At 47.9% G+C, this 15391-nt stretch carries 12 protein-coding genes; 8 read left to right on the forward strand and 4 right to left on the reverse strand.

What is annotated here, in order from left to right:
* The first annotated feature begins 52 nt into the window (after positions 1–52).
* On the forward strand, positions 53–1309 hold the full coding sequence (locus KO518_RS05195; protein WP_216024785.1) for a DEAD/DEAH box helicase: 1257 nt from the start codon (positions 53–55) through the stop codon (positions 1307–1309).
* A 99-nt stretch (positions 1310–1408) separates the two neighbouring features.
* The gene (dld, locus tag KO518_RS05200) at positions 1409–3142 is read left to right on the forward strand and encodes a D-lactate dehydrogenase (RefSeq protein WP_216024786.1); all 1734 of its coding nucleotides are present in this window, start codon (positions 1409–1411) and stop codon (positions 3140–3142) included.
* A 103-nt stretch (positions 3143–3245) separates the two neighbouring features.
* Here the strand turns inward: dld and KO518_RS05205 are convergent, their stop codons facing one another.
* Positions 3246–3827 carry a DUF2780 domain-containing protein gene (locus KO518_RS05205; RefSeq protein ID WP_216024787.1) on the reverse strand — a complete coding sequence of 194 codons (582 nt, stop codon included), beginning with the start codon at positions 3825–3827 and terminating at the stop codon, positions 3246–3248.
* 431 nt (positions 3828–4258) lie between these two features.
* Between KO518_RS05205 and KO518_RS05210 the strand changes: the two genes are divergently transcribed.
* The 4 genes from KO518_RS05210 (at position 4259) to KO518_RS05225 (ending at position 8603) form a co-directional block, all read left to right on the forward strand.
* A complete protein-coding gene (locus KO518_RS05210) occupies positions 4259–5656 on the forward strand; it encodes a sugar porter family MFS transporter (protein ID WP_216024788.1) in 1398 nt (465 codons plus the stop codon).
* Positions 5653–6660, forward strand: coding sequence for an inositol oxygenase (locus tag KO518_RS05215; protein ID WP_216024789.1), 1008 nt, complete (start codon positions 5653–5655; stop codon positions 6658–6660). Before KO518_RS05210 ends, KO518_RS05215 begins: the two co-directional genes overlap by 4 nt.
* A gap of 256 nt (positions 6661–6916) precedes the next feature.
* Positions 6917–7573 carry a hypothetical protein gene (locus KO518_RS05220; protein WP_216024790.1) on the forward strand — a complete coding sequence of 219 codons (657 nt, stop codon included), beginning with the start codon at positions 6917–6919 and terminating at the stop codon, positions 7571–7573.
* A 130-nt stretch (positions 7574–7703) separates the two neighbouring features.
* Entirely contained in the window at positions 7704–8603 is a 900-nt protein-coding gene (locus KO518_RS05225) for a MipA/OmpV family protein (RefSeq protein WP_252735958.1), read from the forward strand.
* Positions 8604–8661: 58 nt separating this feature from the next.
* On the opposite strand, the gene mmsB is transcribed toward KO518_RS05225, so the two are convergent.
* From mmsB to KO518_RS05240, 3 genes are read right to left on the reverse strand one after another with little or no spacing between them, the layout of a single operon-like run.
* Positions 8662–9657, reverse strand: a complete 996-nt coding sequence (gene mmsB / locus KO518_RS05230) for a 3-hydroxyisobutyrate dehydrogenase (RefSeq protein ID WP_256444408.1) — start codon at positions 9655–9657, stop codon at positions 8662–8664.
* Positions 9573–10709, reverse strand: a complete 1137-nt coding sequence (locus tag KO518_RS05235; RefSeq protein WP_216024792.1) for an acyl-CoA dehydrogenase family protein — start codon at positions 10707–10709, stop codon at positions 9573–9575. Before KO518_RS05235 ends, mmsB begins: the two co-directional genes overlap by 85 nt.
* A gap of 7 nt (positions 10710–10716) precedes the next feature.
* Positions 10717–12216: a CoA-acylating methylmalonate-semialdehyde dehydrogenase gene (locus tag KO518_RS05240; protein ID WP_216024793.1), complete on the reverse strand. Its 1500-nt coding sequence runs from the start codon at positions 12214–12216 to the stop codon at positions 10717–10719.
* A 101-nt stretch (positions 12217–12317) separates the two neighbouring features.
* On the opposite strand from KO518_RS05240, the gene KO518_RS05245 reads away from it, so the two are divergent.
* Positions 12318–13214, forward strand: coding sequence for a LysR family transcriptional regulator (locus KO518_RS05245; RefSeq protein ID WP_216024794.1), 897 nt, complete (start codon positions 12318–12320; stop codon positions 13212–13214).
* A 128-nt stretch (positions 13215–13342) separates the two neighbouring features.
* Complete coding sequence (locus KO518_RS05250; RefSeq protein ID WP_216024795.1) at positions 13343–15391, forward strand: S9 family peptidase; 2049 nt, start codon at positions 13343–13345, stop codon at positions 15389–15391.

The raw sequence follows: 15391 nt of genomic DNA on the forward strand, positions 1-15391 counted from the left end.
ATATCCGGTATTTCTCTCTTTCTTCATTTTTTTCCTTATTATTTGAGGTGCTATGTCATTTTCCCATTTGGGCCTGAGTTCGCCCTTGCTAAAAGCGGTGTCAGCGCAAGGCTATTCGTCGCCGTCTCCTGTTCAGGAACAAGCTATTCCCGTTATCTTGTCAGGGCAAGACGTCATGGCGGCAGCGCAAACCGGCACTGGTAAAACCGCAGGTTTTTCCCTGCCACTGTTGGAGAGATTAAGCGCAGGCCGAAGTGCAGGCGCTAATCAGGTGCGGGCCCTGGTGCTTACTCCAACTCGTGAGCTGGCCGCACAGGTGGAAGAAAATATTCGCCAGTTTAATCAGTTTTTGAATTTAAAAACCACCGTGGTCTTTGGCGGAGTGGGCATTAACCCACAAATGAAGCGCCTGCGCGGAGGCACAGACATTCTCGTTGCAACTCCGGGTAGATTGCTCGACTTGTATCAGCAAAACGCTGTGAAGTTCGACGCCCTTGAAACCCTGGTGCTCGACGAGGCTGACCGTATGCTGGATATGGGCTTTATTCACGACATTAAACGCATTTTGAAACTATTGCCGGTTAAACGCCAGACGTTACTTTTTTCTGCCACGTTTTCAGAGTCCGTTACCACATTGGCACAAACCGTTGCCAAAAACCCCGTGAAAATTTCTACTGCACCGGCCAATACAACCGTTGAAGAAATTCAACAGCGCTTAATTAGCGTGGACAAATCGAAAAAGGTGGGGGCATTAAAAGCGCTCATCAAGCAAAACAACTGGCACCAAACCCTGGTGTTCAGTCGCACAAAGCACGGCGCAAATCGCATTGCGACAAAGCTGACACAATCAGGTATTCCCAGCGCAGCTATTCACGGCAATAAAAGCCAGGGCGCGCGTACCCGCGCATTGAGCGAGTTTAAATCAGGTAAGATAAACGTGTTGGTGGCAACTGACATTGCGGCCAGAGGTATTGACATTGAGGCGCTGCCTATTGTTGTTAATTTGGAATTGCCAAACACAGCCGCAGACTACGTGCATCGGATTGGACGCACAGGTCGGGCCGGTGCCAGTGGCGAAGCGCTGTCGTTGGTGAGTGCCGATGAAGTTGATCAGCTTAAAGATATTGAAACGCTGATCCAGAAATTGCTCCCCCGAGAGACGCTGGCAGGCTTTGAGCCAGCTCAGGCGTTACCGGAAACGGTATTGCGGGCGCCTAAAAAGCCCAAGAAGCCAAAGCAGCCGAAAAAGTCATTTGGCAGCGTACCAAGGAATCGGCAAGGTTCAGCGAGACAGCGTTCAGCGCATTAATTATTAAGCCAATTTGTCCTTTTTTGTCCGTCGTCCTGATTTTGATTAGTGTATAATCCGTCAACACAAGTTGCCGGTGATATCAACTAAGAGAGAGAAATGACAACACAAACGCGTACACAGTCTCTGCTTGTTGCATTGGGTGATGTGGTGGGGCAATCCCATTTACTTACCGATGCAGCGAAAAAACAACCTTATTGCAAAGGGTTTCGTTTTGGCTCCGGAGAAGCTCTGGCAGTAGTCAGGCCCGGTACGTTAGTAGAGATTTGGCGAGTGTTGTCGTTGTGTGTTGAGGCTGATGTTGCCGTGATCATGCAGGCCGCAAACACAGGCCTAACTGGTGGTTCAACCCCAGACGGAAAAGATTATGACCGTCCACTGGTTATCATCAGTACAATGCGCATCGATGACATCCAACTGCTCGATGAAGGAAAGCAAATTGTTGGCCTGGCGGGCAGTACCCTGTTTGGTTTGGAAGACACCCTGGCGCCTTACGGGCGAGAACCCCATTCCGTTATTGGCTCTTCTTGCATTGGTGCATCCATTGTGGGAGGCATATGTAATAATTCCGGTGGTGCCCTGGTCAAACGGGGCCCAGCGTATACCGAAATGTCATTGTATGCGCAAATCGATGAGAACGGACAGTTAACTTTGGTGAACAACCTGGGCATAAAGCTTGGTGATACACCAGAAACTATCCTGTCCAACCTCGAAAACAAGGCATACACAGATGCAGATGTCGAATATCCGGAATTAAGGGCCTCTGACAACGAGTATGATCAACGGGTTCGCGATGTCGATTCAGATACGCCGTCCCGGTTTAACAATGACGGACGCAGACTTCACGAAGCTTCTGGATGTGCGGGTAAACTGGCAGTTTTTGCCGTCCGTCTTGATACCTTTCCTATTCCGGAGAAAAAGCAGGTGTTTTATGTGGGGTCCAATGACGCTGCCATGTTCACGAAAATTCGCCGGGATATTTTATCTACCTTTAAAAATCTGCCTGATTCAGGTGAATATCTGCATCGCGATTGTTACGACGTGTCGAAAAAGTACGGAAAAGACATGTTCATTGTAATAAGTAAACTGGGCGCTAAGTTCATTCCCAAGTTGTTTGCCTTTAAGCGCAAGTTTGATGCTTTCACCGATAAACTCGGCTTTCTGCCGAATAAGATGTCTGACCGTGTAATGCAATATTTTAGCTATTTGTTCCCCAATCATTTGCCCGCACGAATGGAAGCGTATCGCGACAGGTATCAGCATCACTGGATTTTGGAAATGAGTAACGATGGGGTGGATGAAGCCAGAGCATATCTCACGCAGTTTTTTAAAGACAACGAAGGTGATTTTTTTGAATGCACCGAAGAGGAAGCAGACAAGGCGATTTTGCATCGGTTTGTTGCTGGTGGGGCCATTGGCCGCTACCACGTAATGCACAGCAAAGAAGTTGGCGCAATGATGACTATTGATGTGGCGCTACGCCGCAACGATCCGGACTGGTTCGAGGTACTGCCGGAAGACATTGACAGTCAAATTGATACCAAGCTGTATTACGGTCATTTGTTCTGCCACGTAATGCATCAGAACTATGTGTTGAAAAAAGGCACTGATGCGAAAGCGCTTAAAAATAAAATACTTGAAACCTTTGATGCGAGAAGTGCTGAGTATCCGGCTGAGCACAATGTAGGCCACGAGTATTTCGCGAAAGACGCGTTGAAATCCTTTTATCGGCAACTTGATCCTACAAACAGTTTTAATCCGGGAATTGGTAAAACCAGCAAGCTAAAAAACTGGGCGGAACACGACGATAGTTGTTGTGGTGGTCATCATTAGTGACGCTTTTTAACCTTGTATCAGGCGGTATGTAAAAAACATCACCGCCTTTTTTATACGTTTTGTGCGGGCAAAGCAGAACCACATTTTCCGCCAGTCATATTTACAGCGCGGAAAGCAGGCCTTCCATGCCGGATTCAAACAGCGATTGTGTTTCCGGTTTGTCTTCTTTGTTTAGCCAGGTGCTAATTTGGCTGACAAACTGACCAATCATATCCGGCGTTAAACCCAAGGCTTCAAATTGTTTTTTTATGTCGTTAACAGACTTTACCGAGCTGCTGTATTCTGAGGCTTTGTCCATCAGTCCAGACAGTGTATTCGCAGTTGACTGACCGCTACTGCCTGAAGCAGACGGCACGGCAGACAGCAAACCATCTAGGCCTGGGATGCTGTTGGCTATGTTGCCAAAATCATCCGTCGATACATTGTTTTTAACATAGTTAAATACGGAGGCAAGTCCACCTTCCGCTTGTTTTTCACTGACATTGAGGTTTGACGTTACCTGGCCAAGCAGGCTGGAGATTTCTGACGAGTAATCTACTGTATCTGAAGCCGTTGGCTGTGCGGTGGTTTGTCCTTTTTTGCCCATTGCGCCGGCGATATCCTGAAGTGAGGTCGTGGCTTGCGCTGAACCTGCCAATGTAAATGCTAAAAATGCTCCTTTTATACAAGTACTTAGCGACATAGTGTAACTCCTTAAAAATGAAAGCCTGAAAAAAGGCTATAAAGGTGACTCGCGCAAAAAATGCGCGTTGGTAAGCAAAATATTGCTATCACATTTGCTGGTAAGGCTATCACGTTTTGTATGCCACCGCTTTTAGACTTCTTGATTAAGCCATCGCGAGAAAAACAAGGCAGCAACGTAACTTCTCATATTCTATGGGTCATTTTGAATCTATAGGTAAGGCCAAAGTTGTTGTGCATTCCGTTTCGCCAGCATTTTTTTCAGCAACAACTTATTTTTTTGAAAAAATGAAAGTCAAATATTATCAGTAATTTGTGTTGTTTTGCGGATGTGTTTTTAGATTTTTTGTTAATAAAAGGTTTAAAGTTTTCCTGTTAAATGTAATTATTGGACAGGCCAATTCGTCAGGTCCGACAATAATGGAAGAAATCATGGATAAATTTAACCCATACTTACTTATCACCATTTGTATCTCCGCTACGTGCGGACTGCTTTTTGGTTTTGATACAGCCATCATTGCCGGTGCTGCCCCCTTTGTGCAAAGCGAGTTTGCAGCAAAGGATGGCGACATCGAACTCATTGTTAGTGCCTGTGCCCTTGGTGCGTTATTTGGTGCGCTTTGCAGCGGCAGAGCAACAGACAAATTAGGACGCAGGTTTGTCTTGCTCATCACTGGGTGTATTTTTGTTGTTGGGACTTTAATTGCGGCTTATGCGCCCTCGGTGATGACTTTGATCTTCGGGCGCTTCATCCTCGGTTTCGCCATAGGGATGGGAAGTTTTACAACACCCCTTTATATTGCGGAAATGGCACCGGCAACATCGAGAGGGAAGTTGGTGCTGTGGAACGGCGCGTTTCTTACAGGCGGCCAAGTTATCGCTTTTTTGGTGAATTATTCGTATACCGCTGATGGCGACTGGCGAATGATGATTTTAAGTGGCATTGTGCCAGCTGTCATCCTCACTACAGGTATGATGATGTTACCTGAGTCGCCTAAATGGCTTGCCAGCAAAGGCCGCACTGATGACGCGAGAAAGGTACTGAGAAAGCTCAGGCAGGATAAAGCTAAAGCTGAACACGAGCTGAGCCTGATTGTGAATACGCCTGATACCCAGAAAATGGGATTCATGGATATCTTTCAGCCCTGGTTACGCCCCGTGCTGGTTATCGGCTTGGTGCTGGGAATGGGTCAGCAGCTAATGGGGATTAATACTGTGATGTACTACGGCCCGTACATCATGAAGAACATTGGTTTTTCAAGTGCTATGACGCAGATTTTTGGTACCTTGGGCTTGGGTGTTACTAACTTTGTATTTACCGTCGTTACCTTGCTATTTATCGATAAACTCGGCCGTCGCAAGTTTTTGCTTATCGGGTCGGCGATGGCGGCGTGTAGCCTAATATCGCTGATTGGTCTGTTATCCGGTGAACTCACATCAACAACTGCTTACTTTGCATTGGCAAGCCTCACTGCTTTCATTATTGGCTACTGCATAAGCTTGGGATCTTTATTCTGGTTACTCATTGCAGAAATTTTTCCGTTGCGCGCCCGGGGAACTTGTATGAGTTTTGTTGTTGCCGTGCAGTGGGCTACAAATTTCCTGGTCTCAGCTACGTTCTTAAGCATTTTAAACGGGTTGGGTATTACCGCTGCTTTTGGGCTTTATGCTGTCATTGCAATGGCCGTATTTGTTTTCGTCTATCTTAAGGTGCCTGAAACAAAAGGCGTTCCTTTGGAAGTTATTGAAAAAAATATTCACAAAGGTCTGCCAAGTCGTGAACTGGGGCAGGCGTCTGAAAACTGGCAGAAGCGGGAGGTAACACCATGAGTGTATTGGAAGCAACGACTGTAGATCCACAAAGTTCAAATACTGATGAATCGTTTGGCGGGTTCAGAAATTATGAGGATTCAGCACATCAGGATCGGGTCCAGCGGACATACAAAAATATGCACATCAATCAGACAAGGGAATTTGTACTTGAAAATAAGCAAAAATATTTTGCACTAAACGTGGCAGAAATGCATGTATATGAAGTGTTCAAGCGTTTGGAAAGTATTGTTGATGAGAGTGACCCAGACAGTGATCTACCGCAAATCATTCACGCCTATCAGTCGGCAGAGTCTATTTGCGATTATGCCATGGGCGATGAACACACATTGCGAGACGATCTCGATATAGAGTCGTTGTTTACTAAACAAACCTGGCTGGCATTGCCAGAGCAAAGACGAGCCGCGTTTAAAGGAAAAAACCTAAAAGCCTTCTACCCGGAAGTCGAAGACTGGTCATGGTTTCCCCTCGTTGGTTTTATTCACGATTTGGGTAAAGTGATGCTGCTCCCCGAATTTGGTTGCTTGCCCCAATGGGCCGTTGTGGGAGATACCTATCCGGTCGGCGCTCCCTTTGCCAGTGCGAATGTCTTTTACAGCAAAGGTTTTTATAAAAAAGCGCAAGACTATGGTATGTATGAGACCGATACGCAAACACACTTTGGCATGTACTCGAAACACTGTGGTTTTGATGCTGTGGATATGACCTGGGGGCACGATGAGTATATTTACGAAGTAATGGCAAAGGGCAGCGAGATTCACCCCTACGGATTGTATTTACTTCGCTATCATTCATTTTATCCATGGCACACGCCACAAAACGGTGAAATGGCTTACCTTGAGTTAGCATCAGAGTATGACTGGCATTTGCTTCCTTTGCTAAAAGCATTTCAAAAAGCAGATTTATACTCTAAGTCACCTCATTTGCCACCTCTCGATATACTGGAAAGAAAGTACACTTCACTAATGGAAATACACATTCCCAAATCGGTAATACGCTGGTAGGCGCTGTCCGGGCTAGAATCAAGTGGAAATGCCTATGCCGGTATAACAGCTCCGCAGTACAAGCCCGTTGCTATTGCTTTTAGAATGAAGTAGGTTGTGCCTGAAGCCCGAACCATTGTTCGGGCTTTTTCTCGCCAGATGAAACCGGCGTTCTTGTCAAAAGTTGCTAAAATATATCCTTAGGTATTATTTAAAAACAGTGGAACGGATTTTGTTGTGGTAACGTTTTTTTGTTAGTTAAAATTAAGGATGTGTCGTGAGAAAGGTTTTGTATTTCGCTGCTTTTGCATTAGTTGCGTCTACTTCTTTTGTAAATGCTGCTGAGGGCGATTACTATTATCGCGTAGGGGCAACGTGTGATACAGGCGTGCCGAGCAGTGTGAGTGACAGTAAATTACTTACTCTGTCGGGGAAGCGAGATCAGTCCCGGGTGAGGTTAAACCTGTCGCTGCTTGGCAACTACTCCGATGAAGGATTAGCCTATTTGCAAGCCGCGCAAAAAGACATGCAAATCGCCATTATCGAACCGGCGTCAAAAAAATTAATGCCCTACAGTCACGACCACATGTATATCATCGGCAAAGAAAAATTACCGCTGTCTGAACTGGGTAACTTGCCTTCTGTTCTAGCTGGTTCCGAGGCTCTGGCGAAAGCTTACCAAGGGAGAGTCAAAGCGCTGTCGACTCAGTGGGGATTATTTCCCGACGACAAGATTATTGTCCAAACAGGGGTGCGGGTGCTTATCAGAGAAGAAACCAATGAGGTATTTCTCAAGTCTTTTTTTACTTCATTTGATGCCGCGAGAATTGAGAAAAATCTTCTCACAATCAATCACCATAAGCCTATGATGAAATCCCTTGAAACGGCTTATCATCAACGCGCAACACAAGTGGCCTGTGCAGTGAGTTTGTGAAGAAGTAACGCAGTTTAGCAATGTTCAGGACGCCGACGATATTTATGGTCGGCGTTTTCTTTTGTTCTTTTAACCGTTATCCCTCGTCGTTACAATCTCTATTGTCAACATTAATAAAAAGGGTTCGATTTTGAAATTACTATGCACAAGCTTGGTTCTGGCATGCGTGTCTGGTTCCGTATTGGCGGCTGTACCGAGCACTGACACCAGTGATTCTCCCAATCGAAACCTCACAGGGTTTGAAGCCCTCAATGAAGCCCAGCCTCTGTGGGAAGTCGGCGTGGGCGGAGGCATGATTGAAGTGCCTAATTACCCAGCCTCTAAAGAACGCAATTTCGTGGCCTTGGCCGCACCCTATGCGATTTACCGGGGCGATATTTTTCGTATAGGTGGAGATGGCGGAGCACGGGCAGTATTTGTGGAGAACAACAGGTTGGAGCTTGATATGAGCTTCAGTGGTGCGTTTTCAGCTGATAGTGACGATGATTCAGTGCGCCGCGGGATGCCGGAACTGGATTATTTGTTTGAAGCCGGCCCCCAGTTAATTTATAAACTCAAAGATTTTGCATTCGCTGGGGGAGGTCAAGGCCGACTTACGGGAAGGGTGCAGGCGAGGGCGGTTTTTTCCACAGATCTGGGTGACATTCACGCCCGTGGATACGTTTTTGAACCCACACTTCGTTATCAGCAAAGGGGTGTGTTATTTCCCGATACCGGGCTTAGCCTCGCATTTAGAATGACCTGGGCATCAGAAAAGCTCCACGATTACTTTTACGAAGTGGCACCGGAATATCAAACTGAAACAAGGCGGGCTTACAATGGCAAAGGGGGTTACCTTGGGTCAGAGGCATCAGTGGGCATTTCATTCCCTTTATTGCACAGGGTACGAGGTTTCTTTGGTGCGTCAGTACAGTTCAATCAGGGTGCTGCCAATGAGGACAGCCCCCTATATGAAAGAGATATTACCTACAGCATTGGTATGGGGTTTGTTTGGCGGGCGTATAAAAGTGACACTAAATCAAGCTGGTAAGCGCCGAGTATTCCCTCGGCAACCCGATGTCTGATGTAGCGCGATCGCTAGCTTATCGTTACTGTAACCGGTTGATAATGGATGAAAAATCAAGCCCGCTATTGCCTTCTTTGCAATGGGCCTGATACCACTCCAAAGCTTTTTTTCCCATGGGGACTGTGGCGTTAACCGATGCCGCTCCGGCCATTGCCAGACCGAGATCTTTGAGCATAAGGGCCGAAGCAAAACCGCCGGAAAAATCTCTGTCTGCCGGACTTACCGGGCCAACCCCTTTTACCGGGCAGTAGGTGGTCATTGACCAGGTTTGCCCTGAAGCGTTAGAGGCGATGTCAAAGAAAACCTGTGGGTCAAGGCCCAGTTTTTGTGCAAGCTGAAAGCTCTCACAAGTGGCAATCATTGATGCAGCGAGAAGCATGTTGTTGCATATCTTTGCCGCTTGACCTGCGCCGTGCCCTCCGGCGTGAACGACTTTTTTGCCCATGGCGTTCAGTACCGGCTTGGCATGGTCGAAGGCGGTATGATGGCCGCCAACCATAAAGGTTAATGTTCCTCCCTGAGCTGCCGCGGTACCGCCTGATACGGGGGCATCTACCATGGCCAGCCCATGGTTTTCTGCAACGCCAGCAACCTTTTGTGCCGTAGCAACATCAATGGTAGAGCAGTCGATAAGCAGGGTGTCTTTAGTTACTGTTCCAATAATATGGTTAATATATACGTCGTCTACGTGTTCACCCGCGGGTAACATGGACACCACAACCTTTGCGCCTTTCACTGCCTCCTCTATTGACGACGTTGTGCGACAGCCAAACCCACGGGCTTTTCGCAAAGCCTGTTCGCTCAGGTCGTAAGCCGTAACCTGGAACCCCTTCTGTACGAGGTTTTTAGCCATCCCTGAGCCCATATTTCCCAAACCAATAAATGCGATAAATGTCATTTCTGTCGCTCCTGTGTTTTGTAAGGCGCTGGAAGCTATTTCATTAGTTCCCTGGCTACTATCATGCGCATGATCTGGTTTGTGCCTTCCAAGATCGAATGAACCCGAAGATCCCGCCAGAACCTTTCTATAGGGTAATCCATCAGATAACCGTAACCTCCGAATAGCTGTAGTGCACGGTCGGCAATACTGCTGCCGGTATCGGTGGCAAAGCGTTTCGCCATCGCGGCAAAGTAGGTTTTGTCCGGGGCATTGTGGGTGACTTTTTCGCAAGCCTGATGCAACAGCGCTTTGGCTGCGTGAAGTTCCGTTGTCATGTCCGCAAGGGTGAACTGAGTATTTTGGAAATCGATAATTCTGGACGAAAACTGGGTTCGGTCGGTGGTATATTGTACGGCTTCATCAATACAGCGACGGGCACCACCAATAGAGCAGGCTGCAATATTGAGTCGGCCGCCATCTAACCCTTCCATGGCTATGGAAAACCCCTGTCCTTCGTTACCTAACCGATGAGATGCTGGTACCTTTACGTTATCAAAATTTACCTGTGCGGTTGGCTGGGAGTGCCAGCCCAGTTTCTTTTCCTGTGCGCCAAAACTCACGCCATCGGCGTGTTTGTCAATGAGCAGACAGGATATTCCCTTGGGACCATCGTCTCCGGTACGACACATGACCAAATACACCTCGCTTTCGCCGGCACCGGAGATAAACGCCTTTGAACCATTTACTATGTAGTGATCGCCCTGACGTTTCGCCGACGTCTTCAACGACGCTGCGTCGGATCCTGCTCCCGGTTCTGTTAAGCAATAGCTGGCCAACATATCCATGGTGATAAGGTGTGGTAAGTACGCGTTTTTAACGTCTTCAGTGGCATAACTGTCAATCATTTTACATGCCATATTGTGAATAGATACAAACGCGGCAGTTGATGGGCACCCGTACGCCATTTCCTCCATAATAAGCGCGGCTTCTAAGCGGCCAATACCAATTCCGCCAGAGGCTTCACTTACGTATATTGCACCGAAGCCGAGCTCTGCCGCCTCTCTTAAAACTGTTCTTGGCAATGTGTGTGTTTCGTCCCATTGGGCTGCAAAGGGCGATATTTTATCAGCCGTAAACCGGGCGGCAGAGTCGACGATAAACTGTTGTTCTTCGGTGAGCGAAAACTGCATGTTCCGGTTACCCCATCGTTGGTATAAGAAAGGTGTTGTCATTACTATCTGCGCCGTCTGGCCAGCGCTGGGTAATGGTTTTAATTTTGGTCCAGAACTTCACTCCTTCCATGCCGTGTTGGTTGGTGTCACCGAAGGCAGAGCGTTTCCAACCACCGAAAGTGTGGTAAGCCACAGGCACAGGGATAGGCACATTGATACCCACCATACCGACGTTGACCCGCTGAGCAAATTCCCGGGCGGCATGACCATTGCGCGTGTAAATGGCAACGCCATTTCCATACTGGTGGTTACTGGCCAGCTCCACGGCGTGATTAAAGTCATTGGCCCGAACCATTTGTAATACAGGGCCAAATATTTCTTCCTGATAGGACACCATGGATTGGTTGACCCGGTCGAAGAACGTCGGGCCAATAAAGTAGCCCTCACTCTCTTTGGGAATCTGCAATGTCCGGCCGTCGTAAACCAACTCCGCACCCTCGGAAATGGCCATATCGATGTATGCTTCTACACGGGCTTTATGGGCCGAGGTCACCACCGGACCATAGTGTGCAGCAGGGTCATCTGACGTACTTACGGTGATGGCTTTAATGGCGGGAATGAGTTTTGCTTTTAATTTTTCTGCGGTTTCTTCACCTACAGGTACAACCACGGGCAAGGCCATACAACGCTCTCCCGCAGAACCGAATGCAGCACCAACCAGGTCGGTTACAACCTGATCGAGGTCGGCATCTGGCATGACAATACCGTGATTTTTAGCCCCGCCCATGGCCTGAATACGTTTGCCAGCGCGCGCTCCTCGTTCGTAGACGTAGTTGGCAATATCAGAAGAGCCAACAAAACTTACCGCTTTAATGTCGGGGTGATCTAAAATACCATCAACTGCTGATTTATTGCCGTGCACCACGTTGAGCACGCCCGGTGGTAAACCAGCTTCAATCATCAGTTTCGCTAGTTCCAGTGGCACGGACGGGTCGCGTTCAGACGGTTTGAGTATGAAGCAATTTCCGCAAGCGATAGCTACACCGAACATCCACATAGGGATCATGGCGGGAAAGTTGAAAGGGGTTATACCGGCAACTATACCCAAGGGCTGTCGCATGGAGTACACATCAATACCCGGCCCCGCACTGTCGGTGTATTCCCCTTTTTGTGCGTGAGGAATACCACAGGCGAATTCGATCACTTCAAGGCCCCTTTGAATATCGCCATGAGCATCGCTGAGTACTTTTCCGTGTTCGCTGGAGAGCAGTCCCGCTAAACGATCTTTATGTTGCTCAACCAGAGCTTTAAACGCAAACATGACCCGTGCACGGCGTTGAGGGTTGACCGTACTCCACGCAGATTGTGCCCGACGGGCGCTGTCTACTGCCAGCTGGAGAGTTGTGTCATCAGCAAGGGGCACGCTGGCCTGTACACCGCCAGTGTTGGGGGCAAATACCTCTGCTGTACTTTCGGCTGCTGAAGAATAGGTTTCGCCATTAATAAAGTGTGGGATATGTCGCATTGCCAAGTCTCAGTTCAAATTTTTAACAATATTGAAACGTTGTGTTTTCATTATCAAGGCATATACTTGCAGCCATGTGCTGTAATTTTACAGGAGTTGGTGTGAACTGGGACGATATGAGGTTGTTTCTCGCGGTGGCCAGAAATGGTCGTGTATCTATTGCAGCTAAGGGCGAGGGTGTGGATGCAACCACATTAATACGGCGTGTAAAAAAGCTGGAGGATGCATTAAATTGTTCTTTGTTTGAATTGACGAAACGAGGTTACATTCTCACCGATCAGGGCCAACGATTGGTACGGTATGCTGAAAAAGCTGAGCATTTTCTGATAGAAGCGCAAAACGAGCTCAACGATGAGCGTTCACATTTGGCCGGCACTATTCGGGTTAGCGTGTCAGAAGGGTTTGGTAGCGGTTTTTTAGCGCCACTGCTGGCTGATTTTAAACAGCGATATCCGGCGATTTGCATTGAGCTTGTGGCCACCAGTGGTTTTCTCAATTTAAACAAAAGGGAAGCTGATATTGCCATTCTCCTGGAGCGTCCGACAAAAGGGTTGTTGACCACAGAGAAGTTAACTGACTATCAACTTAACTTGTACGCTCACGGGCGCTTACTGGAAGAGAAGGGAGTACCCGAGAACGTTGGCGACTTAAGTCCGTTCACGCTCGTGAGTTATGTGCCTGATCTGATTTATGCCCCCCAACTTAAGTTCTTCGAGGAAACCGCTCTCGCACAACTTCCCGCCTTGCGCAGTACCAGTATTAATGCACAGTATCAAATGTTATCCCATGGTGCTGGAGTGGGGATCTTACCCAAATTTCTGGCCGCACAGAACAGTGAGTTGGTACGTATTCTTGCAAACGCTATTACCATCAAGCGCACGTTTTGGCTGGCTACCCACAAAGAAACCCGGAGTCAGGCGCGGTTTCAGGCCTTTATTCAATGGCTTCACGCAGCAGTAGCACACCACAAAGATCGTTTTCTGGACCAGGGGCAGTAGCAGTGGCTTGTCGCCGACAGCTGGTCGCAATGGTGTGACGAAAAGGGCATAATCCAACATTAGCTGTGGCAAGATAGATAAAAAACAAAACGCAAAAATAACAACAGTGAGTTCGGGAGCTTTTTACAATGAATCGACAGAGTCTGCTTCACATCGGCGTGCTACTTGGCTGCGTGCTATTCAATGCGCAGCTATCCATTGCAAGCGTGTTGGATTACAGTGACACCTTTAACCTTGAATTTGTGGCAAACCCTCAGTTCATTAACGATGATGTGGTGGTATACGAACGACAAAGTATGGATATCATGACTGATAGTCGTGCTGTGCGCTTGTGGCAGGTCAATACCGATACGAAAACACACCGCCCGTTTTTAGCCGACGATAGCAATATCAGCAATGCCATCCTGTCGCCCGACGGGACGCTGCTAGCCTATACCAAAGCCTACAATGGACGGGCACAACTGCACGTATATTACCTGGATAGCCAGCAAGAAGTGCGATTAACCAATACGACCGAGAAACCGAGAAATATCACTTGGTCTCACGATGGCCGTACGTTGGCATTTACCCTGTTTACAGAGCAAAAACAAAAGCCGTTGTTTACAGCGATGCCTAAAAAACCCAAAGGGGCGAAGTGGGCTGAAAATGCCAAGTTTATTGATAGCACCACGTATCGCGGCGATGGTCGGGGCTATTTGCGGCAAGGGTATGACCAAATTTACGTGTTGCCTGTGGAAGGGGGAACCCCAAGGCAACTCACCCATGGAAAATATCCCAGCGGTGGTGCCATTTGCTTTAGCCAGGACGATAAATACATCTTCTTTGCCTCTCCGGGGACGGAAGATTACGCACTCAATCCGCTGACCCGCGACATTTTTAAAGTTGCGGTCTCGACGGGGAATATTGAGCAGGTTACTGATTTGGCCGGCCCTGAATTGAATCCCGTACTCAGCCCAGATGGTAGGTATCTGGCTTTCAGCCAACTGAATGACAGAAAACTGTCGTACCAGAATGGCGACATCGTTGTTATGACGCTGGCATCTGGAAAACTGACGCGTTTAACGTCTTCTTTAGATCGCAGTATTGGCAAATTTGTATGGGCTGATAACAGTCGCTCTCTCACTTTTTCTTATCTCGATCACGGTGAAACGAAACTGGCTAAAGTCAGCTTGGATGGTGATATCAGCAAACTTGATATTGTTACTGGCGGCCAGTCGTTGGGCCGACCTTATACCTCCGGGGATTTTGCGGTAAGCGACGAGGGCGATATTGTGTACGTATCTGCCGGGCGAAGCACTCCTGGCGATCTAACACTTTACCGAAAAGGTAAAGCAGACGTTACGTTAACCCAGTTAAATCAGGACGCGCTGGGCCATATGACATTAGCCGAGGTCAAAGATCTCGCCGTTACATCCAGTATTGACGAAAGGAAAATAGATGCCTGGGTGGCATTACCGCCACACTTTGATGAGACGAAAAAATATCCACTTATCCTGGAAATTCACGGTGGCCCCCACGCTGCGTACGGCCCACATTTTGCCATGGAGATTCAACTCATGGCTGCCAAAGGTTATGTTGTGGTGTGGTCTAACCCTCGTGGTAGTGCATCGTATGGCGAGGATTTTGGCAACCTGATCCATCACAATTACCCATCAGAAGACTATAACGATCTGATGGACGTAGTTGATGCCACGATTGCGAAAGGTTACATCGACGAAAACAATTTGTTCATTACCGGAGGGTCTGGCGGCGGTGTACTTACAGCTTGGTCTATTGGTAAAACCGATAGATTTTCAGCTGCTGTAGTGGCGAAGCCTGTGATTAACTGGGTGAGTTTTGCGCTAACTGCGGATGCCTATCCTTTTTTCAGCCAGTACTGGATGCCTGATATGCCCTGGAATATTGCAGATGAATTGTGGAACAGAAGTCCGTTGTCGTTAGTAGGCAACGTGACCACACCAACATTGCTGTTAACCGGAGAGGCCGATTATCGTACGCCCATCAGTGAGTCTGAGCAGTTCTATCAGGCTCTGAGGTTGCAAAAAGTGGATGCGGCGATGGTGAGGTTACCTGGTGCTTCCCACGGTATAGCCAGTAAACCGTCACGCTTGGTACAGAAAGTGGGGAATATTCTCGCGTGGTTTGAGCGCTATAAAAAAGATGGCAGCGCGCAGTAA

The organism is Aestuariibacter sp. A3R04 (genome assembly GCF_018860805.1).
GTDB lineage: Bacteria > Pseudomonadota > Gammaproteobacteria > Enterobacterales > Alteromonadaceae > Alteromonas.